At 72.7% G+C, this 22,086-nt stretch carries 21 protein-coding genes; 12 read left to right on the forward strand and 9 right to left on the reverse strand.

The window, feature by feature from the left end:
* The first annotated feature begins 33 nt into the window (after positions 1-33).
* The 4 genes from ACFU5F_RS01875 to ACFU5F_RS01890 all read left to right on the forward strand — a co-directional run bounded on the left by ACFU5F_RS01875 (position 34) and on the right by ACFU5F_RS01890 (position 3,876).
* Positions 34-390 (forward strand): SH3 domain-containing protein, encoded by a 357-nt coding sequence (locus ACFU5F_RS01875; protein WP_383880511.1) that lies wholly within the window; start codon positions 34-36, stop codon positions 388-390.
* 43 nt (positions 391-433) lie between these two features.
* Positions 434-1,849 (forward strand): FtsW/RodA/SpoVE family cell cycle protein, encoded by a 1,416-nt coding sequence (locus ACFU5F_RS01880; protein WP_383880514.1) that lies wholly within the window; start codon positions 434-436, stop codon positions 1,847-1,849.
* Positions 1,846-3,309: a penicillin-binding transpeptidase domain-containing protein gene (locus ACFU5F_RS01885; protein ID WP_383880517.1), complete on the forward strand. Its 1,464-nt coding sequence runs from the start codon at positions 1,846-1,848 to the stop codon at positions 3,307-3,309. The genes ACFU5F_RS01880 and ACFU5F_RS01885 overlap by 4 nt, the downstream gene beginning before the upstream one ends.
* Positions 3,310-3,387: 78 nt before the next feature.
* Positions 3,388-3,876 (forward strand): DUF3291 domain-containing protein, encoded by a 489-nt coding sequence (locus ACFU5F_RS01890; RefSeq protein WP_383880519.1) that lies wholly within the window; start codon positions 3,388-3,390, stop codon positions 3,874-3,876.
* A 28-nt stretch (positions 3,877-3,904) separates the two neighbouring features.
* Here ACFU5F_RS01890 and ACFU5F_RS01895 read toward each other — a convergent pair whose 3' ends face one another.
* Positions 3,905-4,531: a hypothetical protein gene (locus ACFU5F_RS01895; RefSeq protein WP_383880521.1), complete on the reverse strand. Its 627-nt coding sequence runs from the start codon at positions 4,529-4,531 to the stop codon at positions 3,905-3,907.
* A gap of 39 nt (positions 4,532-4,570) precedes the next feature.
* Between ACFU5F_RS01895 and ACFU5F_RS01900 the strand changes: the two genes are divergently transcribed.
* The 5 genes from ACFU5F_RS01900 (at position 4,571) to ACFU5F_RS01920 (ending at position 8,058) form a co-directional block, all read left to right on the forward strand.
* Positions 4,571-4,858, forward strand: a complete 288-nt coding sequence (locus ACFU5F_RS01900; RefSeq protein ID WP_383880524.1) for a hypothetical protein — start codon at positions 4,571-4,573, stop codon at positions 4,856-4,858.
* A gap of 60 nt (positions 4,859-4,918) precedes the next feature.
* Positions 4,919-5,875 (forward strand): diiron oxygenase, encoded by a 957-nt coding sequence (locus ACFU5F_RS01905; protein WP_383880527.1) that lies wholly within the window; start codon positions 4,919-4,921, stop codon positions 5,873-5,875.
* 358 nt (positions 5,876-6,233) lie between these two features.
* Entirely contained in the window at positions 6,234-6,959 is a 726-nt protein-coding gene (locus ACFU5F_RS01910; protein WP_383880529.1) for a TetR/AcrR family transcriptional regulator, read from the forward strand.
* Between the two features lie 10 nt (positions 6,960-6,969).
* Entirely contained in the window at positions 6,970-7,284 is a 315-nt protein-coding gene (locus tag ACFU5F_RS01915; RefSeq protein ID WP_383880532.1) for a hypothetical protein, read from the forward strand.
* A gap of 102 nt (positions 7,285-7,386) precedes the next feature.
* Complete coding sequence (locus ACFU5F_RS01920; protein WP_383880535.1) at positions 7,387-8,058, forward strand: hypothetical protein; 672 nt, start codon at positions 7,387-7,389, stop codon at positions 8,056-8,058.
* A 185-nt stretch (positions 8,059-8,243) separates the two neighbouring features.
* Here ACFU5F_RS01920 and ACFU5F_RS01925 read toward each other — a convergent pair whose 3' ends face one another.
* From ACFU5F_RS01925 to ACFU5F_RS01945, 5 genes are all read right to left on the reverse strand, one after another.
* A complete protein-coding gene (locus tag ACFU5F_RS01925) occupies positions 8,244-9,479 on the reverse strand; it encodes a styrene monooxygenase/indole monooxygenase family protein (protein ID WP_383880538.1) in 1,236 nt (411 codons plus the stop codon).
* Between the two features lie 56 nt (positions 9,480-9,535).
* Positions 9,536-10,111 carry an ATP/GTP-binding protein gene (locus tag ACFU5F_RS01930; protein ID WP_383881023.1) on the reverse strand — a complete coding sequence of 192 codons (576 nt, stop codon included), beginning with the start codon at positions 10,109-10,111 and terminating at the stop codon, positions 9,536-9,538.
* 253 nt (positions 10,112-10,364) lie between these two features.
* The gene (locus ACFU5F_RS01935) at positions 10,365-10,907 is read right to left on the reverse strand and encodes a DUF742 domain-containing protein (protein WP_383880540.1); all 543 of its coding nucleotides are present in this window, start codon (positions 10,905-10,907) and stop codon (positions 10,365-10,367) included.
* Positions 10,904-11,407: a roadblock/LC7 domain-containing protein gene (locus ACFU5F_RS01940; protein WP_383880543.1), complete on the reverse strand. Its 504-nt coding sequence runs from the start codon at positions 11,405-11,407 to the stop codon at positions 10,904-10,906. The genes ACFU5F_RS01935 and ACFU5F_RS01940 overlap by 4 nt, the downstream gene beginning before the upstream one ends.
* Complete coding sequence (locus ACFU5F_RS01945) at positions 11,404-14,271, reverse strand: nitrate- and nitrite sensing domain-containing protein (protein WP_383880546.1); 2,868 nt, start codon at positions 14,269-14,271, stop codon at positions 11,404-11,406. Before ACFU5F_RS01945 ends, ACFU5F_RS01940 begins: the two co-directional genes overlap by 4 nt.
* Positions 14,272-14,647: 376 nt before the next feature.
* Here ACFU5F_RS01945 and ACFU5F_RS01950 point away from each other — a divergent pair, with 376 nt between their 5' ends.
* On the forward strand, positions 14,648-15,433 hold the full coding sequence (locus ACFU5F_RS01950; RefSeq protein WP_383880548.1) for a protein phosphatase 2C domain-containing protein: 786 nt from the start codon (positions 14,648-14,650) through the stop codon (positions 15,431-15,433).
* 55 nt (positions 15,434-15,488) lie between these two features.
* On the opposite strand, the gene ACFU5F_RS01955 is transcribed toward ACFU5F_RS01950, so the two are convergent.
* From ACFU5F_RS01955 to ACFU5F_RS01965, 3 genes are all read right to left on the reverse strand, one after another.
* The gene (locus tag ACFU5F_RS01955) at positions 15,489-15,983 is read right to left on the reverse strand and encodes a MarR family winged helix-turn-helix transcriptional regulator (RefSeq protein WP_383880551.1); all 495 of its coding nucleotides are present in this window, start codon (positions 15,981-15,983) and stop codon (positions 15,489-15,491) included.
* Between the two features lie 283 nt (positions 15,984-16,266).
* A complete protein-coding gene (gene lon, locus ACFU5F_RS01960) occupies positions 16,267-18,669 on the reverse strand; it encodes an endopeptidase La (protein ID WP_383880553.1) in 2,403 nt (800 codons plus the stop codon).
* 701 nt (positions 18,670-19,370) lie between these two features.
* Positions 19,371-20,330 (reverse strand): rhomboid-like protein, encoded by a 960-nt coding sequence (locus ACFU5F_RS01965; RefSeq protein WP_383880556.1) that lies wholly within the window; start codon positions 20,328-20,330, stop codon positions 19,371-19,373.
* 178 nt (positions 20,331-20,508) lie between these two features.
* On the opposite strand from ACFU5F_RS01965, the gene ACFU5F_RS01970 reads away from it, so the two are divergent.
* Positions 20,509-21,183 (forward strand): spermidine synthase, encoded by a 675-nt coding sequence (locus ACFU5F_RS01970; protein WP_383880559.1) that lies wholly within the window; start codon positions 20,509-20,511, stop codon positions 21,181-21,183.
* 131 nt (positions 21,184-21,314) lie between these two features.
* Positions 21,315-22,052 carry a response regulator transcription factor gene (locus tag ACFU5F_RS01975; RefSeq protein WP_013000759.1) on the forward strand — a complete coding sequence of 246 codons (738 nt, stop codon included), beginning with the start codon at positions 21,315-21,317 and terminating at the stop codon, positions 22,050-22,052.
* Positions 22,053-22,086 lie beyond the last annotated feature (34 nt).

Genomic DNA, 22,086 nt, shown 5'->3' on the forward strand with positions numbered 1-22,086 from the left:
TACTCGCCCCCTTTTCTCCTGGAGGAGCATCAGATGTCCCTGAGGAATCTGCTCATGCGGTTCGGTATAGCGGCTGCCGGTGGCGCTCTCGTGGCGTTCGCGGCCACGACTCCCGCCGCCGGTGCCGGACAGGAGGACCCCCGCGAGAGCAAGCAGATCGTCAAGGGCGAGGTCGTCGCCCGCACCGGCCTGATCCTGCGCAGCGCGCCGACGCGCGGCGGCGCGGTCGTCCGGGTCGCACCCTACGGCGAGATCGTCAAGATCTACTGCCGGGCCGACGGCCAGAGCGTCAGCGGCACCCGACAGTGGTACCTGCTCGTCGACGGCACATGGGCCTGGGGATCGGCCCGCTACATCGACGCGTTCAAAACGCCACGCACGTGCACCTGAGCGACAAGACACGCAAGGCAGCCCATTTGGGTAAGTTCCGGGCATGACCACCAAGGCCGGAACGACCCTGGCGGCGGGTCCCTCGGACCCCTCCCCGCCCGCCGTACGCCTGCTCCGGCGCCGAGGCGTCGAGTTCACCCTCACCGTCGTGGCCGTCCTGCTCTCCGTGTCCGGCTACTGCGCCGTCGGTCTGGCGAAGAACGGCACCGTCCCGCCCGGCGCCACCGACTACGGCGCCGGGCTCGGCGTGCTCGCGCTGCTGACCCATCTGGTGGTGCGACTGCGGGCGCCGTACGCCGATCCGCTGCTGCTGCCGATCGCGGTACTCCTCAACGGCCTGGGCCTGGTGCTGATCCACCGGCTCGACCTGGAGACCCCGGCCGACCAGGCGGCGCCCGCGCAGCTGAACTGGTCGACGCTCGGGATGGCGCTGTTCATCATGGTCGTGGTCCTGCTGCGCGACCACCGGGTACTGGCGCGGTACGCGTACGTCTCGGTGGTGGCCGCGCTCGTCCTGCTGGCGCTGCCGATCCTGTTCCCGCCGGTCAACGGGGCCCGGATCTGGGTGCGGATCGCCGGGTTCTCCCTCCAGCCGGGCGAGTTCGCGAAGGTGCTGCTCGCGCTGTTCTTCGCCGGCTATCTCGCGGCGAACCGCAACGCGCTGGCGTACGCCGGGCGTCAGATCTGGCGGTTCAAGCGCCTCCAGCTGCCCACCGGGCGGGTCCTCGGCCCGATCGTCACCATCTGGCTGCTGAGCGTCGGCGTGCTGGTCCTGGAACGGGACCTGGGCACCTCACTGCTGTTCTTCGGCCTGTTCGTGATCATGCTGTACGTGGCCACGGGCCGCACCGGCTGGATCGCCGTGGGGCTGCTGCTGGCGTGCGTCGGCGCGGTGGCCGTCGGCTGGCTCGAACCGCACGTCCACAGCCGGGTCGAGGACTGGCTGAACCCCTTCGCGTCCATCGAGGCGGGCCAGGGTCCGGGCCAACTGGCCCAGTCCCTCTTCTCGTTCGCCGCCGGCGGGCTGCTCGGCACCGGCCTCGGCCTCGGTCACTCCGTCCTGATCGGCTTCGCCGCCAAGTCCGACTTCATCCTGGCCACGGCGGGCGAGGAGCTGGGCCTCGCCGGTCTCGCCGCGATCTTCCTGCTCTACGCCCTGCTGGTGGAGCGCGGCTTCCGCACCGGCCTCGCCCTGCGCGACCCGTTCGGGCGTCTCCTGGCCACCGGTCTCGCCTCGATCATCGCGCTGCAGGTCTTCGTGATCGCGGGTGGTGTCACCGGCCTGATCCCCCTCACCGGCATGCCGATGCCCTTCCTCGCCCAGGGCGGCTCCTCCGTCGTCACCAACTGGATCATCGTGGCCCTGCTGATCCGCATGAGCGACTCGGCCAGGAGGCAGGCCGACACCGGGCCCGTCCCCCCGAGCACGAGCACCGGCCCGGAGGTCCGGAGCGCATGACCACCTACATCCGCCGCGCCGCCGCCCTCTGCGCCCTGCTGCTGGTCGCGCTCCTCGTCAACGCCACCCGCGTCCAGGTCTTCCAGTCCCGGGCCTACGACGACAGCCCCGCCAACCGCCGCCCGGTGATCGCCCGGTGGAGCCAGCCGCGCGGGGACATCGTGGTCGAGGGGCGCCCGGTCACCGGCTCGAAGGACACGGGCGAGCAGCTCCGCTTCGAACGGACGTACAGGGACGGCCCGTTGTACGCGCCGGTCACGGGCTTCGCCTCGCAGGTGTACGGCACGACCTTCCTGGAGGACGCGGAGGACTCCCTCCTCGACGGCAGCGACCCGCTGCTCTCCTTCCTCCCCCTGTGGAACGACATCACCCGCGACCAGAACGCCGGCGGCGAGGTCGTCACCACCCTGCGGGACGCGGCGCAGCGGGCGGCGTATCTCGGGCTCGGCGCACGCCGGGGCGCGGTCGCCGCGCTCGAACCGGCCACCGGGCGCGTCCTGGCCCTGGTCTCGCGCCCCTCGTACGACCCCGGAGTGCTCTCCGGCAACGGCCCCGGGGTGACCGCGGCGTGGACACGGCTCAACGGGGACGCGAGCAGACCGATGCTCAACCGGGCGGTACGGCAGACCTATCCGCCCGGTTCGACGTTCAAGGTGGTGACGGCCGCCGCCGCGCTGGACACCGGGGTGGTCACGGACGTCGACGCCCGCACCCGCTCCCCCGCCCCGTACACCCTGCCGGGCACCACGACGTCCCTCTCCAACGAGGTCGAGGGCTGCGAGAACGCCTCCCTGCGCTACGCCTTCGAGTGGTCCTGCAACACGGTCTTCGCGAAGCTGGGCGTGGACGTCGGCCTCGGCTCCATGACGGACACGGCACGCGCCTTCGGTTTCGACAACGCGGGGCTGCGCATCCCGTTCCGGGTCGCGCCCAGCAACTTCGACACCGAGATGGACCGGGCCCAGCTCGCCCTGTCCTCCATCGGGCAGTACGACACCCGGGCCACTCCTCTGCAGATGGCTCTCGTCACGGCGGCCGTCGCCAACGGGGGCTCGGTACCGTCGCCGTACCTCGTCGAGCGCACCACCACGGCGGACGGGCGCACGGTCGCCGGCCCGGGCCCGCGCACGCTCCGGCGCGCCATGGACCCGGGCACCGCACGGCAGTTGCGCGACCTCATGCGGGGCGTCGTCGAGGACGGCACCGGCGCCAACGCGGCCCTGCCCCACGCCACCGTCGGCGGCAAGACCGGCACCGCCCAGCACGGCATCGGCAACTCCGGCACCCCCTTCGCCTGGTTCATCGGCTGGGCCCAGTCCGACGACGCGCTCGAACCCGAGGTGGCCGTGGCGGTGGTGGTGGAGGACGCGGAGGCCGTGCGGGGGGAGATCAGCGGGGGCGGGGACGCGGCACCGATCGCGCGGGAGGTGATGCGGGCGGTGCTCGGGGGCTCCGGCTGACGGCAGCGCCCCCTCCGCGGGGCCACCAGCCGAGATAAAGGGTGTGATGGCCGGACCGCTCCGGCCTATCGTGCGCCCATGACGACCGCCCCGTACGAACTCGCCCAGGTCAACATCGCCCGCCTCAAGGCCCCTCTGGACTCACCGCTGTTGAAAGACTTCGTGGACGGGCTCGATCCCGTGAACGCGGTCGCCGACTCCTCCGCCGGCTTCGTCTGGCGTCTGCAGAGCGACTCCGGCAACGCCACGGACGTGCCCGTCCTCGGCGACGAGTGGCTGATCATCAACATGTCGGTGTGGCGGGACACCGACACCCTGACCGCCTTCATGTACCAGGGGCAGCACCGGGAGCTGCTGTCCCGCAGGCGGGAGTTCTTCGAGCAGGTGGCCGAGGCGATGGCCACCCTGTGGTGGGTACCGGCCGGTCACCGCCCCACCGTGGCCGAGGCGGAGGAACGGCTCCTCCACCAGCGCGCCCACGGCCCCACGCCGTACGCCTTCACCCTGCGCACCTCGTTCCCGGCCGGTCCGGCGGCGCCGCTCCTGCCGGACGCCGCCGTCGGCTGATCCGCCGCCCTCAGCCGATCTGCTCCCGTCAGCCGATCGGCTGCCGGATCTCGGAGCGGACCTTGAGGGTCCGCTCCGCGAAGGCCTCGACGTCCACCTTCGAAGGGTCCTGTCCGACGCTCGCCGCGCCGAGTTCCGCGACGGAGGCCCCGGTGTTGCCGTCGGCCCAGGCGCACATCGGGTACGTGATCTCGCTGCCGGACTGCTTCTGGGTGACCACCTGGCAGCTGATGGTGAGGCCGGAGTCGCCCGGGGTGAAGTCCTCGGGCTGCACGACGACCGTGATCGAGTCGACCTCGGCCGCGCCCTTCAGCATGTTGTCGCGGGCGGCGTCGGTGTTCTTGAACCGGCCGTACATGCCCGAGACGATCAGGGCGCCCTGGGCCCCGTCCGCCGCGGTGTACTGCCCGACGGCGGCCTTGACGTCCCGGGCGTCCCAGGCGCCCTCCGCCTCCTCGGCCACCTGCTGCCCCGAGGAGTCGGAGAGGTCCTGGGCCAGCTTGTACTCGTCGTCCAGCACGGTCTTGGGCAGCGCCAGCTTGTACTCGGCCTCGGGGAACCCGCTCGTGCTCTGCGTACCGACGACCCACAGCCCCACCGCGACGACCACCATGAGCGCGACGACCCCGCCGACGATCCCGAGGACCAGACCCACGCGGCTCTTTTGCGGCGGCGGGGGCTGCCATCCCCCGGGGTGCGGCGGACCGGGCTGCTGCGGCGGGTACGGCTGGCCGTACGGCTGCTGACCGTACGGCTGCTGAGGCTGCGACTGCGGGTGCGACTGCGGCGGGTACGGCTGGCCGTACGGGCCGGGCTGCTGGGGCTGCTGACCGTACGGCTGGGGCTGCGGCTGGTGTTGCGGTGGAGGCATGGACACGCCAGCACGCTACTGCACGTGCCGTCCCGGCGGGGACCCGGCCGTTCGGTCCGCCGGTCGTCGACAAGTGGCGCGCAAAGGATTGACGGCCTTGCTGACAAGTAGTCTCATAAGCGATGACCGCCGGTAACGGTACGGACTTCCCTACGAGGAGCTGCGACAGCCATGACCACGGTGCCCTCGCTGAACACGACCAGCCCGGTGTCGGAGGCGGAGGTGCTGCGCGACGCGCTCGGACTCCTCAAGGACCGGGAACAGGTGGCCGAGCGGCTGCTCGTGTCCTCCGCGAAGCACTCCTTCGACCCGGACAAGGAACTGGACTGGGACGCCCCCTTCGAGGAGGGGAAGTGGTTCTGGCCGCCTGAGCTGGTGTCCCTGTACGGGACGCCGATGTGGCGGAGGATGTCGGAGGAGCAGCGGATCGCCCTGTCCCAGCACGAGGCGGCGGCGCTGGCCTCCCTCGGTATCTGGTTCGAGATCATCCTCATGCAGCTGCTCGTCCGGCACATCTACGACAAGGCCGCGACGAGCGCGCACGTCCGCTACGCGCTGACGGAGATCGAGGACGAGTGCCGGCACTCGAAGATGTTCGCCCGGCTGATCAGCAAGGGGGACACCCCGTACTACCCGGTGAGCCGGCTGCACCACAACCTGGGGCGCCTGTTCAAGACGATCTCGACGACCCCCGGGTCCTTCACCTCCACCCTCCTCGGTGAGGAGATCCTCGACTGGATGCAGCGGCTGACCTTCCCGGACGAGCGCGTCCAGCCGCTCGTCCGGGGCGTCACCCGGATCCATGTCGTCGAGGAGGCCCGGCACGTGCGCTATGCCCGCGAGGAGCTGCGGCGCCAGATGGTGACCGCTCCGCGGCTGTCCCGGAGCTTCACGCGGGTCACCTCCGGGGAGTTCGCCCGCGTCTTCGCGGTGGCGTTCATCAACCCCGAGGTCTACACGAACGTCGGCCTCGACCGGCGGGCGGCGCTCGCGCAGGTGCGGGCGAGTGCGCATCGGCGGGACGTCATGCAGACCGGGGCGAAGCGGTTGACCGACTTCCTGGACGACATCGGGGTTCTGCGGGGGGTGGGGCGGCGGATGTGGCGGTCCTCGGGGTTGCTGGCGTAGCCGTTTCCGGAGCGGGTGCGGTACGTGTGGCCGGCCGGAGGGTGCGGTACGTGTGGGCGGCCGGGGGGTGCGTTGTCGGGTGCGGGTGCGTGGGGGCTGGTCGCGCAGTTCCCCGCGCCCCTGAAAGCCCAGGCCCTGCCAGCCTGAATACGGCCCCGCGGGCCTGATAGCACGGGCCTGCGGGCCTGAAACACGGGCCCGCAGAGCTGAAAAGCAGGGGGCGTAGCCCCTGCTTTTCAGGGGCGCGGGGAACTGCGCGAGAAGCCCCACCCACCCGCACCCGCCGACGAGACGGGCACCCCCGCCCCCTGACGCGAACCGCACGGCCCACCCCGCACCCCCGACTACCCTGCGAGGTATGACGTCCGAGGCCCCCACCCGCGCGTACCGTCGGCTCAGCGTGGAAGAGCGGCGCAGCCAGCTGCTGGACGCCGCGCTGGAGCTGTTCGCGCACCACGCGCCGGAGGACGTCTCCCTCGACGACGTGGCGGAGGCGGCCGGCGTCTCGCGCCCCCTCGTCTACCGCTACTTCCCCGGCGGCAAGCAGCAGCTCTACGAGGCGGCCCTGCGCTCGGCCGCCGAGGAGCTGGAGCACTGCTTCGACGAGCCCGCCGAGGGCCCCCTCACCAGCCGCCTGGCCCGCGCCCTCGACCGCTATCTGACCTTCGTGGACGAGCACGCCACCGGTTTCAGCGCTCTCCTCCAGGGCGGCAGTGTCGTGGAGACCTCCCGGGCCACGGCCATCGTGGACGGGGTCCGGCGCGCCGCCGCCGACCACATCCTGCGCCATCTGGAGGTGGCCGAACCGGGCCTGCGGCTGCGGATGACCGTCAGGATGTGGATCACCTCCGTGGAGGCCGCCTCCCTCATCTGGCTCGACGAGGGCAAACAGCCGGACGTCGGCGAGCTCCGTGACTGGCTCGTCGAGCAGTTCGTCGCCTGCCTCACCGCGACCGCCGGCCGCGACCCCCAGACCGCCGCCGCCGTACGGCACGCCCTGACGGTCGAGACCTCCGCGGGCGCCGTCGGCTCGCTGGCCCGCCGCATCCTCCCCGTCGTCGGCGACGCGAGCCACCTGCTGTGACACTGGTCCGGTGAAAAGCCAAGACACCCCCTTCGTGGGCGGCCCCCTCGACGGGCGCGTCCTGCCCGTGCTGCTCGGCATCACCGGGCACCCCCCGAAGACGTACCGGGTCCCGGTCCCGGGCACGGCCGGCGGCCCGCCGACCGTGCTCGTGTACCGCCGGGTCGACGCCGGCCGGGGCGGCTTCATGCACCAGCTGTGGAAGTACGAGTACGCCCCCGACGCCGATCCCTCCCGCCGCCCGAGGTGGCCCTGGTCCCGGCCGGGCTCCCCGGCGCGTTCGTCCGCCACGCCGCCCGTGCGCCCGGACCCCACCGACGAGTGACACCCGGGCGGCGAACGGTCCACCCGGCGCGCGCCCTGCCGCGGCTCCTCCCATCCTGCCGGTGCGAGGTGGACGGCCCACCCGTGCACGGGAGGTGATGTCATGTCAGGAAGGCTGCTGCGCCTGGTCGGTACGGCGACGGTGACGGCGTTCACGGCCGGCGCCCTCCTCACCGGCGCCCCCGCTCCGGTCGCGGCGGCGCCGGAACCGCCCGGCGAGCGCCCGGTCGCCGATCTCCTCACCGATCTGCGGCGCCTGTACCGGGAGACCGAGAAGGCCGCCGAGGAGTACACCGCCACCGACCGCGAGCTGACGAGGCAGCGGGCGGTGGTGGCGGGCCTCGACCGGCGGCTCGCGAGGGCCCGCCTGGCCCTGCACGACAGCCGGGGCGCGGCCGGCCGGCTGGCCCGGCAGCAGTACCAGAACAGCAGCACCGCGCTCTCCCCGTACCTACGGCTGCTGATGACCGGCGACCCGCAACGGGCCCTGGAGCAGGGTCATGTGATCGGGCAGGTCGCCCGGGAGCGCGCCGAGACCGTCGAGCGGCTGACCGGCGGCGAACAGGACACCGCTGCCCTCGCCCGCAGGGCCCGCGTGGCCCTCGACCGTCAGCTCACCCTCGCCGAACGGCACACCAGGGAACGCGACACCGCGTCCGACCGCCTGGACGAGATCGAGGAACTCCTCGCCTCCCTCACCCCGGCCCAGCTGGCCGGTCTCAGGAAGGCGGAGACGGCGCCCGGCCCCGACGCACCGAAGCTCCCGTCCCTCTAGGGCCCTTCTGACGGATCTCCGTGGGAGAAGGAGCGGCGTTCGGTGCGTGCTCTCGGCGTGCCGGGCGGAAGACCTCGTACTGGACGTACGTGGGCTTTCCCCCGGTGCGGCGAGAGGGCGTGCCGGGCGTGGCGACGCCGCGAAGATCGGTCAGAAGGGCCCTAGGCCGGGCGCGCGGGGAACCGCTACCCCCCGGAGACCTCGGAGAGATACGCCCGGGTCTTCTCCGCGTCGTAGAAGTACCCCTCGAAATCCGCCGGATCGTCGAACCCGTTGGCAAAACGATCCGCCACCACCGGCAGCCCCTCGGCCGCGCCCACCAGCTCCAGCACGTGCTCGGCCGGCGGAGCCAGCATCGTGTTGGTCCACTTGGTGACGGGCCCCGCGAGCTGCCAGAAGCGCTCGAACGTCCGCCGCATCCACGCCTCGTCGAACTCCCCGTCCCCGTGGTCGAGGATCGCCGCGAGATAGACGGCCGCGCACTTGGTCGCCGAGTTCGCGCCCTGCCCGGTCAGCGGGTCGTTGGCCACGACGACGTCCCCGGCGCCCAGCACCGGGACACCGCCGGGGAGCCGTGCCACCGGGTGCCGGACGACGGGGGTGTAACGGCCGGTCAGCGCCGCTCCCGCGTCGGTCACCTCGGCCCCGGCGGCGCGCGCGTACTCCCAGGGGACGTACCGCTTCATGAGGTCGAGGGTCAGGGCGAGCTGCTCCTCGGGGCCGCCGACGCCGTCGAAGACGTCGAGCGGGCCGCCGGGCAGGCCCAGCCAGAACAGGGCGTCGGCCCGGCCGGAGGTGGTGAGGACCGGTTGGACGATGAGTTCGCCGAGGCCGGGCACCAGGTTGCAGCGGGCCGCGTCGAACTGCGGGTGCTCGGGGCGGGGGCCCAGGCCGTGCACGTACACGGCGGCGAGCGCGCGCTGCGGCTCGGTGTGGGGCGAGCGGGCGGCGTCACGGGCGAACAGCCGCACCAGTTCGCCCTTGCCCGCGGTGACGAGCACGAGGTCGTAGACGCGGGAGAACCAGTCGAGGTCGGAGACGGCGGCGCCGTGGACGACCAGCTGGCCGCCGCGCCGGGCGAACGTCTCCAGCCAGCCGGCCATCTTGACCCGCTGGTCGACGGCCTGCGCGTACCCGCGCAGCCGGCCGACCCAGTCGACGGCGCGCTCGCCGTCCGCGTCGGCGACGGAGACGCCGACGCCCTCGATCCTCGGGGCCTGGGACTCCCAGAAGTTCAGGTCGAGGTCGCGCTCGTGGCGCAGTGCCGAGTCGAACATGCACTGGGTGGACATGATCCGGCCGGCGCGTATCTCGTCGGGGGTCCGATTGGACATCAGGGTGACCTCGTACCCGTGCGACTGGAGTCCGAGGGCCAGGTGCAGCCCGGACTGGCCTGCTCCGACGACGAGAATCTTCCGCATCCGGACAGGTCTCCTGGTTCGTCCGTGGCGTCCCGTGTGCCTCCCCGCGGGAGGGACTACTCGGGGCTGAGGGATATCGCGTGCCCGCACAGCGCCAGCAGCGTCTCCATCGCGGAGGCCCGCTTGCGTGCGTCCATGATCATGACAGGTACGTGCGCGGGTACGGTCAACGCCTCCCGGACGTCCTCGGGTTCGTAGCGCACACTGCCGTCGAAGACGTTGACCGCGACGACGTACGGCAGTCCGCTGCTCTCGAAGTAGTCGAGCGCGGGGAAGCAGTCGCCGAGGCGGCGGGTGTCGGCGAGGACGACGGCGCCGATCGCGCCGCGCACCATGTCGTCCCACATGAACCAGAACCGCTCCTGGCCGGGCGTGCCGAACAGGTAGAGGACGAGGTCGTCGTCGAGGGTGATGCGGCCGTAGTCCATGGCCACGGTGGTGGTGAGCTTGTCCGGTGTGGCGGAGAGGTCGTCCGTGCCGGCGCTGGCCTCGGTCATCAGCGCCTCGGTGCGCAGCGGGGTGATCTCGGAGACCGCGCCGACGAAGGTGGTCTTACCGACGCCGAAGCCGCCCGCCACCACGATCTTCGTGGCGATGGGGGCCCGGCTGAGGTCGGACTGCCAGGGTTTCAGTTCCTCCTCGGGCTCCGCCCCGGGCCCGGTCGCCGCGGTGTCGGCGAGGCGGTCGAGACCGCGGGACGCGGCGCGGGCGTAGCCCCCGGGCGGGGGCGCGTCCACGTCGACGCCGGGTGCGCCGAGCCGGGCGCGCACGGCGGCGGGGTCGACGCGAGGAGCGTCGGCGTCGACCTCGACGCGGGGGGCGTCGTCGTCGACGCCCGGGGTGACGCCGGCCGGGGCGTCGGGAGTGACGCCGGCCGAGGCGGCGTCAGAGACGGCGGAGTCCACTCAGCACCCTTTCCAGCAGAGCGCGGTCCGGCTGTCCCGGGCCGTGACCTGTTCCGTACACACGGATCTTTCCCTGGTCCGCGAGATCGCTGAGGAGGACGCGGACCACACCGAGCGGCATCTTCAGCAGCGCGGAGATCTCCGCCACCGTCCGCATACGGCGGCAGAGTTCGACGATGGCCCGCATCTCGGGCATCACCTTGGAGGGGGGCGAACCGCCCCCGCCGCCCGGCAGGTGGGCGGGTCCGCCGGCCAACTCCCGTCGCTCCGCCGGAGCTTCGAGAACGGCGACGAACGTCTCCACGAGCAGGACGTGGCCGAAGCGGGTACGGCCGCCGGTGAGCGAGTAGGGGCGTACGCGGGCGGGTTTGCGGTCGCCGCCCCGCACGGGGAGCTTCACGGACTGCTTCCTCGCGCCCTTCGGCGGACCCGGCCGCCTCGGCTTGCCGGGGTCGTGGGCACGCGCCCTGTTCTTCCGCTGGCCCGGCCCGTGTCCCGGTCCCTGGCTCTGGCCGGCGCTCACCGAGGGCTCCCGGCCGCCTCGGCCTCCAGGGACTTGCGGAGTTCACTGCGGAGTTCCGGGGTGAGGACGTGGCCGGCGCGGCCCACGAAGAGCGCCATGTGGTACGCCACCACGCTCATGTCGCAGTCGGGGGCGCCGTGCACGCCGAGCAGCGAGCCGTCGCTGATCGACATCACGAAGAGGCTGCCGGCGTCCATCGCGACCATCGTCTGCTTGACCCCGCCGGACTCCATCAGCTTGGCGGCACCGATGGTGAGGCTGCCGATGCCGGAGACGATGGTGGCCAGGTCGGCGGCGGAGCCCCGGGGGCCTTGGGTCCGCTCCGGCGGCATCTGGCGGGCCTCGGCGTTTCTGCCGGGGTCGGAGGAGAGCAACAGCAGGCCGTCGGAGGAGACCACCGCGACCGACAGCAGTCCCGGCACCTCCTCGACGAGGTTGGTCAGGAGCCAGTGCAGGTTGCGGGCTTCACTGCTCAGTCCGAAGGTCATGGGCGCGGTCAACTGCTTTCCTCCTCGGAAGTGCCCCCCGTGGTGTCAACTGCCTCTGTCCGGTACTCACGTGCCGCGGGCATCCGCGTCTCACCCGACTGCTCGGCGATCTCCGCCTCGACGTCGCGGCGCCCCTCCTTGGCTCCCTGGTGGAACCCGCCGAGCCGACGGCGCAGCTCGTCGGCGTTCACACCCCCCGCGCGCGGCGGGGGTGCCGTGGGCGTGGGCGCGGTGATCCTGGGCGTGCGCTTGGGCAGACCCTTGTCGGTGAGGCGCGGGGGCTCCTCGTTCCCCGGTCCCTCCATCCCGGCCCGGGACACCTCCGCCGTGCGCGCCGTGCTTCCTTCGTCGGCGGCGCGTTCGTGGGTGTCGGGTTCGATCGTGTACGGATCGTCGGCGTCGGTGCCGTCGGCGGCGATGTGGTCGTCGCTCTCCTCGTCGGCGCCCTTCCCCGGGGCCACCGGAGCGAAGAGCTCCATCGTCGTCTCGGACACGGACTCGGCCCCGGTCAGGGGGCCGGCCCCGGGTTCGTCGTCTTCCGGTACGACGTTCCCGGTGGTCTCGGCGGCTTCGGCGGCCGTCCCCACGGCCTCCCTCGCCAGCAGGGCCCGCTCGGCCGCCTCGATCAGCGGGTCACCGTCACCCTCGGGCTGGCGTACGGCGACGGAACGGCCGGGCAGGACGTTCGCGTTGGCCTCGGCGTCGGCACCCGGCAGGGAGAGCGAGGGGGTGAGCGAGGCCGGGGTTCCCACGGGCACGGCGGGCGTGGGGGCCAGCAGGGCCTTGGGCAGGACGACGACCGCGACGGTGCCGCCCGAGCCGTGCGGCTGGAGCCGTACGGGGGTGCCGAGCCGGTGGGCGAGGCGGGCGACGACGTACAGGCCGAGACCGAGGCCCTGGCCGTCCTCCTGCTCGTAGGGCGCGTCGGGGTCGAAGTCGCCGAGGCGGGAGTTGAGCCGGGCGAGCCGGTCGGGGGCGACGCCGATGCCGCCGTCCTGGACGGAGAGGGTGACCTCGCCGTCCTCCGTGGGCCGGCCCGAGATCTCGACGGTCATCTCCGGCGGCGAGAACGACGTGCCGTTCTCCAGGAGTTCGGCGAGGAGGTGACTGAGGTCGTCGGCGGCGAACCCGGCGACGTGCGCGCCCGGCGGCAGTGCGGCGATGCGGACGCGGTCGTAGCGCTCGATCTCGCTGACCGCGGCGCGGACGACGTCGACGAGCGGGACGGGGCCGGCGTGGTGTTGGACGTGCTCGTGACCGGCGAGGACGAGGAGGTTCTCGCTGTGGCGGCGCATGACGGTCGCGAAGTGGTCGAGCTTGAACAGCGTGGCGAGCCGGTCGGGGTCCTGCTCGCGCTCCTCCAGCGACTCGATGACGGCGAGCTGCCGTTCGACGAGACCGAGGGAGCGCAGCGCGAGGTTGACGAAGGTCGCGTGCACGCTGTGCTGGACCTTCGTCAGGTGGGCCGTGGCGTCGGCGAGTTCGGCGCGCAGCCGGTCACGGTCGTCGGCCATCGTCTGGCGCTGGCCGATGAGGTGCTTGCGGTCGCCCTCCAGGGGCGCGAGCCGCTCGTGCAGGGCGAGGGTGTGCGCGTGGAGCGCGTTGACGGAGCGTACGACCTGGGCGAACTCGTCGTTGCGTCCCGTGAACTTGACGGGTTCCTCGTTCGCCGGGTCCTTGGCGACCCGGGCGGAGCCGATGCGCAGCACCGCGAGCGGGCGGGTGAGGGAGCGGGCCATGCCGGTGGCCACGCCGACGGCGAGGAGCATCAGGGCGCCGAGGACGGCGACGCGGATCTCCAGCGCGGTGACGTCCTCGTCGCGCAGCTGCGCGAGGTCCTTGGTGCGCCGGTCGTACAGGGAGGACTCGGCGCCGCGCATCAGGTCCACCCGGGCGGAGAGCGCCGCGTCGACCTTCTTGGCGCTGGTGCGGGCCTCGCCGCCGGAGAGCGTGGGCTGGTCGGTGAGGTCGGCCAGGTACGTGTCGGCGGCGGCGGCCTCGGGGCCGGTGACGGTGGAGTCGTACGAGGAGCGGCCGGCGGCGGGCGCGGTCTCGCGGAACTGGGCGAGGGCCGCGTCGGAGCGGACGCGGGCCTGCTGGGCGGCGGCGGTGAGGGCGTCGCGCTGCTTCTCGTCGGCGACGGAAACACCGGTCGTGGTGGTGGGCAGCCCGGTGGTGGGGTCGATGACCGTCTCGGTGGTCTTCGGGACGCTGAGCGCGGCGACGAGCAGTCCACGGGCGGCGGCGGCCTGCTGGACGGCGGTGTCGAGTTCGGCGAGCGCATGGGCGCCGCCGCCGGCGCGGGGCGGCAGCCTCTCGGCCAGTTCCTCGGCGAGGGCGTGGAGTTCGGTCACGACCGCGGTGTACGCCGTGTGCGCCTCGAGCGCGCTGCTCCTGCCGGTGAGCGCCGCCTGGCGCACGCCGGCGATGGACTCGGCGCTCTCGACCGTCTCCCGCAGCGCTGCGGAGCCGCCGGTGTCGGCGCGGAGCTCCGCGACCTGGGTGTCGACGCGGTCGCTGCGCTGCTTGCTGGGCTCGGCCGACGCGGGCCGCCCGGCGGCGATGAACGCGGTGACCTCGTCGCGTTCGTCGGCCAGCGCGTGCGCGAGGGTGAGCGTCTCCTGGGTCTGCCCGGCGAGGGTGACCAGACTCTGGGTCTCGTGCAGTTGCTCCGACGCGGCGAGGACGGACGGTGCCCCGGCACCCGCTATGGCGGCGGCCACGACGGCCACGGCGACGATGAGCCGGTTGCGTACGTGAGCCTTCCGCCCGGTGCCGACGGCCGGGGCCTGCGCCGTCCCCTGCTGGTTCGGGGAGGCCGCGGAGGCCTTCGAGGCTGCCTGCTTGTCTGCGCGCCGAGGCCGCGTCTTCTGCACCGGTGCTCGCATTCCTGACTCGTGTACCCATTGGCCCGGGTGACGATCCGTCAACTCGTCAAATTCGGCCGTCCCCCCGGTACGGCTCCCGACCCTCCCAGTGCCGGTGGGCAGCGGTCCCGCATCATCGGTCCCGCCACCCGAAGGAGTGAACATCCCCGGGGAGTTGGCGGGCAAGTTCTCCGGCTCGCGGCGGTGTCCCGCACGTGGGGCCGGTTGGACGTCGGCGACGCGCTTTGACAGTATTCGCCGCCGCGCTTCACCGCTCACGATCATTCCATGCCAAACCCGGCGGCCCCTCGGGAGGGTCCGGTTCGCGCGGCGACCGTGGCCGGCCGTTCACGAATCCCGTGGCGGGCTCGGGCAGACTGGCCGAATGCGCACCGAACTGGTCTCGGAGCCCGGCGACCCCCTCCGCCCCAACGAGGACTTCGCGTCGGTGGCCCTGCCCGCGGGGGGCCGGGGCGGCGCCCTCGTCGTCCTCGACGGCGTGACTCCACCGCCCGACGGCTACGGCTGTCGACATTCGGTCGCATGGTTCACTTCCCGCCTCGGCGGCACCCTGACCGAACTGTCTGTTTCGGAGCGGGATGCGCCCTTGCCCGACGTGCTCTCACAGGCCATCTCCCGTACCGCCCGGACCCACGCCCAAACCTGTGACCTTTCTCACCCACGCACCCCACAGGCCACCGTGGCCCTCGCCCGCTGGTCGCCGACGGCCGTGGAGTACCTGGTGCTGTCGGACTCGGCCCTGCTGCTCGAACGGCCGGACGGCACGGTGACGGCCGTCCTGGACGACCGGCTGTCCCTGCTGCCCCCGGCCTCCCGGGCCACGGCCGCGATCGTCGACTCGACCGTGCGCAACCGGGAGGGCGGCTTCTGGACGGCGGCCGCCGATCCCACCGTGGCGGCGCGGGCGGTGACGGGCACCGTCCCCCGCGCGGAGGTGCGTTCGCTCCTCGCCCTGACGGACGGCGCGAGCCGCTGGGTGGAGACGTTCCGCGAGGGCGACTGGACGGCCTGCCTCACCCTGGTCCGCAAGGTGGGGGCACACGGTCTGGTGCGGCGGGTGCGGGAGCTCGAATCCACCGACGTGGACCGCGAGTTCCTGGGCCGCGGCAAACGCCACGACGACGCGAGCGTGGTGTTCGTGCGGGAGTGATCGCGGGCGGGGCCGCGGGCGGGGTGTCGCGCGAGCGAGGGTCCGGCCGGGCCGCTCAGCCCTCCACCCCCCGGTTCAACTGGTGCAGCAACCGCGCCAGTTGGGCCACCTCATCCCGGTCCCAGCCCGCGAGCTGCCGTACGTACGCGACCCGGCGGGCATCCCGGACGGCCCGGAACCGGGCCCGGCCCTCCTCCGTGAGGTGGACGAGCCAGGCGCGGCCGTCGGCGGGGTCGGGTTCGCGGGCGATCAGACCGAGGTGTTCCAGTGCGCGCAGTTGACGGGACATGGTGGCCTTGCCGACGCCGATGTAGGCGGCGAGTTCGGTGGCGCGCAGGCGGCCGGCCTCGTCGAGGCGGGCGAGGAGGCCGTAGGCGGCGGACTCCAGGTCGGGGTGGACGGCACGCGCCATCTCCCCGGACTTGGCGCGGGCGCGCCGCAGCAGGACCGTCAACTCCCGCTCCAGCGCCAGGAACGCCTGGTCCATACCGCCCGTCGGCACACCGGCCCCGACACCGCCGCCGTCGCCGTTCCCGCCCTCGTCGTGCACGTAGCGCTCCTGCTGTCCGCTTCCGGGTACCTGCGGGTCAGTATTTCGCAGGGAGGAGGTGGAGACCGTCCCGGGCGCCCGCGGGTCCGGTGGGCTTCTCGCGCAGTTCCCCGCGCTTGTGAAGGACCAGGGCCCCTGCAGGCCTGGAAGCCCAGACCTCCGCGGCCTGAAGGCGACCGGGGCGGGGCTGAAAAGCACGGGGCGCAGCCCCTGCTTCTCAGGAGGCGCGGGGAACTGCGCGACCAGCCCCCACGCACCCGCACCCGACAACGCACCCCACCCGTCAAGCCGCCAGGGGCACCTCCACCCCGGCCGGGGCGAGCGCCAGCTCCAGCACCTGCCGGACGTCCGTGACCGCGTGGACGTCGAGCTTGTCGAGGACCTCGGCCGGGACGTCGTCGAGGTCCGCCTCGTTCCGCTTCGGAATGACGACGGTGGTGACACCGGCCCGGTGCGCGGCGAGCAGCTTCTGCTTCACCCCGCCGATGGGCAGCACCCGCCCGGTCAGCGACACCTCGCCCGTCATCGCCACGTCCGTGCGGACCAGCCGCCCGGACAGCAGCGAGGCGAGGGCCGTCGTCATGGTGACGCCGGCGCTCGGACCGTCCTTGGGCACCGCGCCCGCCGGGAAGTGGATGTGCACGCCCCGGTCCTTCAGGTCGGCGACGGGCAGCTCCAGTTCCGCGCCGTGCGAGCGCAGGAAGGAGAGCGCGATCTGCGCCGACTCCTTCATCACGTCACCCAGCTGGCCGGTCAGCGTCAGTCCGGCCGCGCCCGTCTCCGGGTCGGCGAGGGACGCCTCGACGTAGAGCACGTCGCCGCCCGCGCCGGTGACCGCGAGCCCGGTCGCGACACCCGGCACCGCCGTACGCCGCTCGGCCGGGTCCTGGGCCGACTCGGGCACGTGGTGCGGGCGCCCGATGAGCCCGCGCAGATCGCCGTCGGTGACGGTGAACGGCAGCTCCCGCTGCCCCAGTTCGTGCTGGGCCGCGACCTTGCGCAGCAGCCGCGCCACGGACCGCTCCAGGTTGCGGACGCCCGCCTCACGCGTGTACTCGCCGGCCAGCCTGCGCAGCGCGCCCTCGTCGAGGACGACCTCGTCGGAGCCGAGGCCGGCCCGCTCCAGCTGACGGGGCAGCAGGTGGTCCCGGGCGATGACGACCTTCTCGTCCTCCGTGTACCCGTCCAGCCGGACCAGCTCCATGCGGTCGAGCAGCGCCTCGGGGATCGACTCCAGCACGTTGGCCGTGGCCAGGAAGACGACGTCGCTCAGGTCCAGCTCGACCTCCAGGTAGTGGTCCCGGAAGGTGTGGTTCTGGGCGGGGTCGAGGACTTCGAGCAGGGCCGCGGCCGGATCGCCCCGGAAGTCGGAGCCCACCTTGTCGATCTCGTCGAGCAGGACGACGGGGTTCATGGACCCGGCCTCCTTGATGGCGCGCACGATCCGCCCGGGCAACGCCCCGACGTACGTACGCCGGTGTCCGCGGATCTCCGCCTCGTCCCGTACGCCGCCGAGGGCGACCCGGACGAACTTGCGCCCCATCGCGTGGGCCACGGACTCGCCGAGGCTGGTCTTGCCGACGCCGGGTGGCCCGACGAGCGCGAGCACGGCACCGCCGCGCCGCCCGCCGACGACCCCCAGCCCCCGGTCCGCGCGCCGCTTGCGCACGGCGAGGTACTCGGTGATGCGCTCCTTCACGTCCTGCAGACCGGCGTGCTCGGCGTCGAGCACCCGCTGGGCGCCCCGGATGTCGTACGCGTCCTCGGTCCGCTCGTTCCAGGGGAGTTCGAGCACGGTGTCGAGCCAGGTCCGGATCCACCCGCCCTCGGGGGACTGGTCGCTGGAGCGCTCCAGCTTGTCGACCTCCTTGAGCGCGGCCTCCCGTACGGTCTCCGGCAGGTCGGCGGCCTCGACGCGGGCGCGGTAGTCGTCGGACTCCTCGCCGTCCTGCTCGCCGTTGAGTTCACGCAGCTCCTTGCGCACGGCTTCGAGCTGGCGCCGCAGCAGGAACTCACGCTGCTGCTTCTCGACGCCTTCCTGGACGTCCTTGGCGATGGTCTCGGCGACGTCCTGCTCGGCGAGGTGGTCCCGCAGCTGCTGGGTGGCGAGCTTCAGCCGGGCGACGGGGTCGCCGGTCTCCAGGAGCTGGATCTTCTGCTCGACGGTGAGGAAGGGCGAGTAACCGGAGTTGTCGGCGAGCGCGGAGACGTCGTCGATGGCCTGCACCCGGTCCACGACCTGCCAGGCGCCGCGCTTGCGGAGCCAGCTGGTGGCGAGGGCCTTGTACTCCTTGGCGAGTTCGGCGACCTGGCCGGGCAGCGGCTCCGGCACGCTCTCGTCGATGCTCGTCCCCTCGACCCACAGGGCGGCGCCGGGTCCGGTGGTCCCGGCCCCGATCCGCACCCGGCGCACCGCGCGGATGAGCGCGCCGGGGTCACCGTCGGCCAGCCGTCCGACCTGCTCGACGGTCCCGAGCACACCCGTGCCCGCGTACGCCCCGTCGATCCGCGGCACCAGCAGCACCTTCGGCTTCCCGGGCTCGGCCCGCGCCGCCGCCTGCGCGGCCTCCACCGCGGCCCGTACGTCCGTGTCATTGAGGTCCAGCGGCACCACCATTCCCGGCAGCACGACCTCCCCGTCGAGCGGCAACACGGGCAGGGTGAGCGGTGCGGACGTCGAAGCCATGATCTCTCCCTCGGCAGTCAAGTTGAGCTATGCCGACTCAATGCACATGAGCCGAGGAATGTTCCCCGTGGGGCGGCACGTTCGCTGTGGGCGATCAACCGGGGGAAAAGGCAGTGCCAGGGCGGCGTACGGAGTCGTGGGGGCCTGGGGAGAGGTGGGGGTGACGCGGCCCGGTGCGAGGGAGCTGACCGAAGAGGGCACGCGGGGCCGGGGCTTGACAGACACCCAGCCGCCCCGGAACGTCGGGCGCCCTCAACCGTTCTGGGGCGACGACGCTCGCACTGCCCCGGGCGACAAACCTCCCACTGCCCCCGGGGCGACGGATCTCGACTCCTGCCCTGGCCGAAGGGGCTCGCGCGGGCCTGGAGCACGGGTGCCCGTGACAGCCACCGGGAGAGGCGGGCGTTCGACCCGGGCGGCATGCAACCGGCGTACCGATCCTCGCTCCGCCCCGGATCCGCGGGCCGCTCACCTGGGCCCGGCGTGACAGACACCCGCGTCATCCTGGGGCGGGGCAGGCCCGGGGCCCGAGTCGGCGGACGCCCGCCCCGGCGGTGGGACGGATCGGGGCCTCGCGCCACGCCGGGCAGACGGGCGCTCGCGTGCAGCCGGGCCGGCTGAGGTCAGGCGGGCGAGTGCAGTGCCTGCCGTGTCGAGGGCGTGGAGCGGGGGCGCGGGCTGCCGGACTGTGTCCGGCCCCGCTAGTCACCAGCCGTCGTGGCGGTCCGTGCCCGCCTCGTGCCGGTCTCCGGGAGCCCGCGGCTGCCCTGGTCCGGCCGTCGCCGGCGGCGTACGAGCGGCCAGGTCGCCACCCCGATCGTCAGGGACAGCAGGTGCCCCCAGTTCGTCATCGGGTCCGTGTAGGCGATCAGGTCGTCCACCAGCATTGCGGCGAACAGCAGCAGGATCGGCCACCGCAGCCACGGCGTCAGCAGCCCCGCCAACGCGCCCGCACTCGCCGCCACCCCGAAGCTGATGCCGTAGTCGAGGCGGTGGAGGGAGCTGCCGGGAAGGTGGCCCGCCAGGACGGCGAACCCCACCGGGACCTCCGTGGCCAGCGTGGCGAGGACATGGCCCAGCAGAAAGACCCCGGCCGTGCGCCACCCGCCGATCCGCCGCTCCAGCGCGGTCAGCACCAGCAGGAAGGCGAGGGCGTACGGCGAGGCGATCCCGCCCGCCACCCACAGAGCGCTCGCGGACAGCACGAGCGCCGGGGCCAGGACCAGGTGTGCCACGTCCGTGCTGGAACTCTGGTGGAGCGCGTGCACCACGGCGGGATCGGCGTACTCGGCCACGACCGAGGTGACCACCAGGACGCAGGCGTAGAAGAAGGTGAAGGGCGTGCCGACGGGAGTGGGGAGCAGACGCCAGGGACGCGGAAGCCGGGAGCGTGCGCCCGGGGCGGTCACGGGTCCCGCGCGCCCCGCGCGCTCCCGTTCCCCGTCCGGCACCCGCGCCGACACCGTCCCCGGCTGCCTCGGGATGCCGTCGAGGACAGCCCCGGCCCCCAGGGTCTCCACGGGCTCGACAGGATCGACGGACCGCACCGACTCCACAGTCCGCACCGGCTCGGCGGGCCCCATGGACTCCACGGACTCCCCCGACTCTCCGAACTCCACGGGCTTCACGGGCTTCACGGGCTTCACGGCCTCGGCATCCAAGGTGAGGCGCCCCTTCCGTTTCACCCCCACCCTCGACGCTCCGATACACCCCTGTCTGTGACCTCCGCCACCCTCGCCCCGATTCACAGCGACTCGACAGCGACGACACCCCCGGTGGCGCGTCACCCGCCGCCGTAATGCGTCGGCCCCCGCGCCACGTACGGGTAAGGATGGACGCATGCCCATCACCGACGAACCCGAAGTCATCGACCGGCGCGAGGGCCCTCACGGGGAGGTCGTACTGCGCAGGCACGGGGAGTTGCTGCAGATCATCGCCAACGGCTGTTTCCTGATGGACACCTCGGACGGCCGCTCGGAACGGCTCCTCGTCGACGCCGCCCTCGACGCGCTGGGCGACCGTTCCCGGCCGAGTGTGCTGATCGGCGGCCTGGGCGTCGGCTTCTCGCTCGCACACGCCGCCGCCGACCCGCGCTGGGGAACGATCACGGTCGTCGAGCGCGAACCCTCCGTGATCGAGTGGCACCGCGCGGGCCCGCTCGCCGAGGTGTCGGCCGAGGCGCTCACGGACCCTCGTACGGAGATCGTGGAAGCCGATCTCGTCGCGTACGTCAATGAGACATCCGACACGTTCGACGCACTCTGTCTGGACATCGACAACGGGCCCGACTGGACCGTCTCCGAGTCCAACGAAAACCTGTATTCACCTGCTGGATTGGCAAGTTGCGCAAGGGTGTTGAGGCCGGGCGGGGTGCTTGCCGTATGGTCGGCGCAGCCTTCGCCGGAATTCGAGGAAACCTTGCGGAATGCCGGGTTCCAACAGGTGCGTACCGAAGAGATCGAGGTTGCCCGGGGAGTTCCGGACGTGGTGCACCTCGCGGTCCGACCTGGATAGCCGTGGTGCGGTGACTGCCCGTACCCTGCTTGCCTGACGCCGATCATTCAAGCGTCAATCGCAGTCATGCGCAGCCATGCGTAGTCAAGGGATCACCCCACGGATTCCGGAAAGCAACACAGGGGCGGGCGATGGAGCAGACACACACCACCCACAGCGGCACCACAGCGACCCCGGGCGCACAGCGCCGGGTGCTCGTGGTCGAGGACGACCCGACGATCGTCGACGCCATCGCGGCCCGCCTGCGCGCCGAGGGTTTCGTCGTGCAGACCGCGACCGACGGGCCCGCGGCGGTGGACACCGCGGAGGCATGGCAGCCCGACCTGCTGATCCTCGACATCATGCTGCCCGGCTTCGACGGCCTGGAGGTGTGCAGGCGCGTCCAGGCCCAGCGGCCCGTCCCCGTGCTGATGCTCACCGCCCGTGACGACGAGACGGACATGCTGGTCGGGCTCGGCGTCGGCGCCGACGACTACATGACCAAGCCCTTCTCCATGCGGGAACTGGCCGCCCGCGTGCACGTCCTGCTGCGCCGGGTGGAGCGGGCCGCGCTGGCCGCCACCACCCCGCGCTCGGGCATCCTGCGCCTCGGCGAGCTGGAGATCGACCACGCGCAGCGCCGCGTCCGGGTGCGCAGCGAGGACGTGCACCTCACCCCCACCGAGTTCGACCTGCTCGTATGCCTCGCGAACACCCCGCGTGCCGTACTCTCGCGCGAACAGTTGCTCGCCGAGGTGTGGGACTGGGCGGACGCGTCCGGGACGCGGACCGTGGACAGCCACATCAAGGCGCTGCGACGGAAGATCGGCGCGGAGCGGATCCGCACGGTGCACGGCGTGGGGTACGCCCTGGAGACCCCGACTCCCTGATCCCGTGCCGGCGCACCGCGTGCGCGGGCATACC

Source organism: Streptomyces sp. NPDC057438 (assembly GCF_042802995.1).
Taxonomy (GTDB): Bacteria; Actinomycetota; Actinomycetes; order Streptomycetales; family Streptomycetaceae; genus Streptomyces.

Coding starts and splice junctions, on each gene's coding strand:
- ACFU5F_RS01875 (WP_383880511.1), top strand. CDS start 34: ATGTCCCTGAGGAATCTGCTCATGCGGTTCGGTATAGCGGCTGCCGGT.
- ACFU5F_RS01880 (WP_383880514.1), top strand. CDS start 434: ATGACCACCAAGGCCGGAACGACCCTGGCGGCGGGTCCCTCGGACCCC.
- ACFU5F_RS01885 (WP_383880517.1), top strand. CDS start 1,846: ATGACCACCTACATCCGCCGCGCCGCCGCCCTCTGCGCCCTGCTGCTG.
- ACFU5F_RS01890 (WP_383880519.1), top strand. CDS start 3,388: ATGACGACCGCCCCGTACGAACTCGCCCAGGTCAACATCGCCCGCCTC.
- ACFU5F_RS01905 (WP_383880527.1), top strand. CDS start 4,919: ATGACCACGGTGCCCTCGCTGAACACGACCAGCCCGGTGTCGGAGGCG.
- ACFU5F_RS01910 (WP_383880529.1), top strand. CDS start 6,234: ATGACGTCCGAGGCCCCCACCCGCGCGTACCGTCGGCTCAGCGTGGAA.
- ACFU5F_RS01920 (WP_383880535.1), top strand. CDS start 7,387: ATGTCAGGAAGGCTGCTGCGCCTGGTCGGTACGGCGACGGTGACGGCG.
- ACFU5F_RS01925 (WP_383880538.1), bottom strand. CDS start 9,479: ATGCGGAAGATTCTCGTCGTCGGAGCAGGCCAGTCCGGGCTGCACCTG.
- ACFU5F_RS01950 (WP_383880548.1), top strand. CDS start 14,648: ATGCGCACCGAACTGGTCTCGGAGCCCGGCGACCCCCTCCGCCCCAAC.
- lon (WP_383880553.1), bottom strand. CDS start 18,669: ATGGCTTCGACGTCCGCACCGCTCACCCTGCCCGTGTTGCCGCTCGAC.
- ACFU5F_RS01970 (WP_383880559.1), top strand. CDS start 20,509: ATGCCCATCACCGACGAACCCGAAGTCATCGACCGGCGCGAGGGCCCT.
- ACFU5F_RS01975 (WP_013000759.1), top strand. CDS start 21,315: ATGGAGCAGACACACACCACCCACAGCGGCACCACAGCGACCCCGGGC.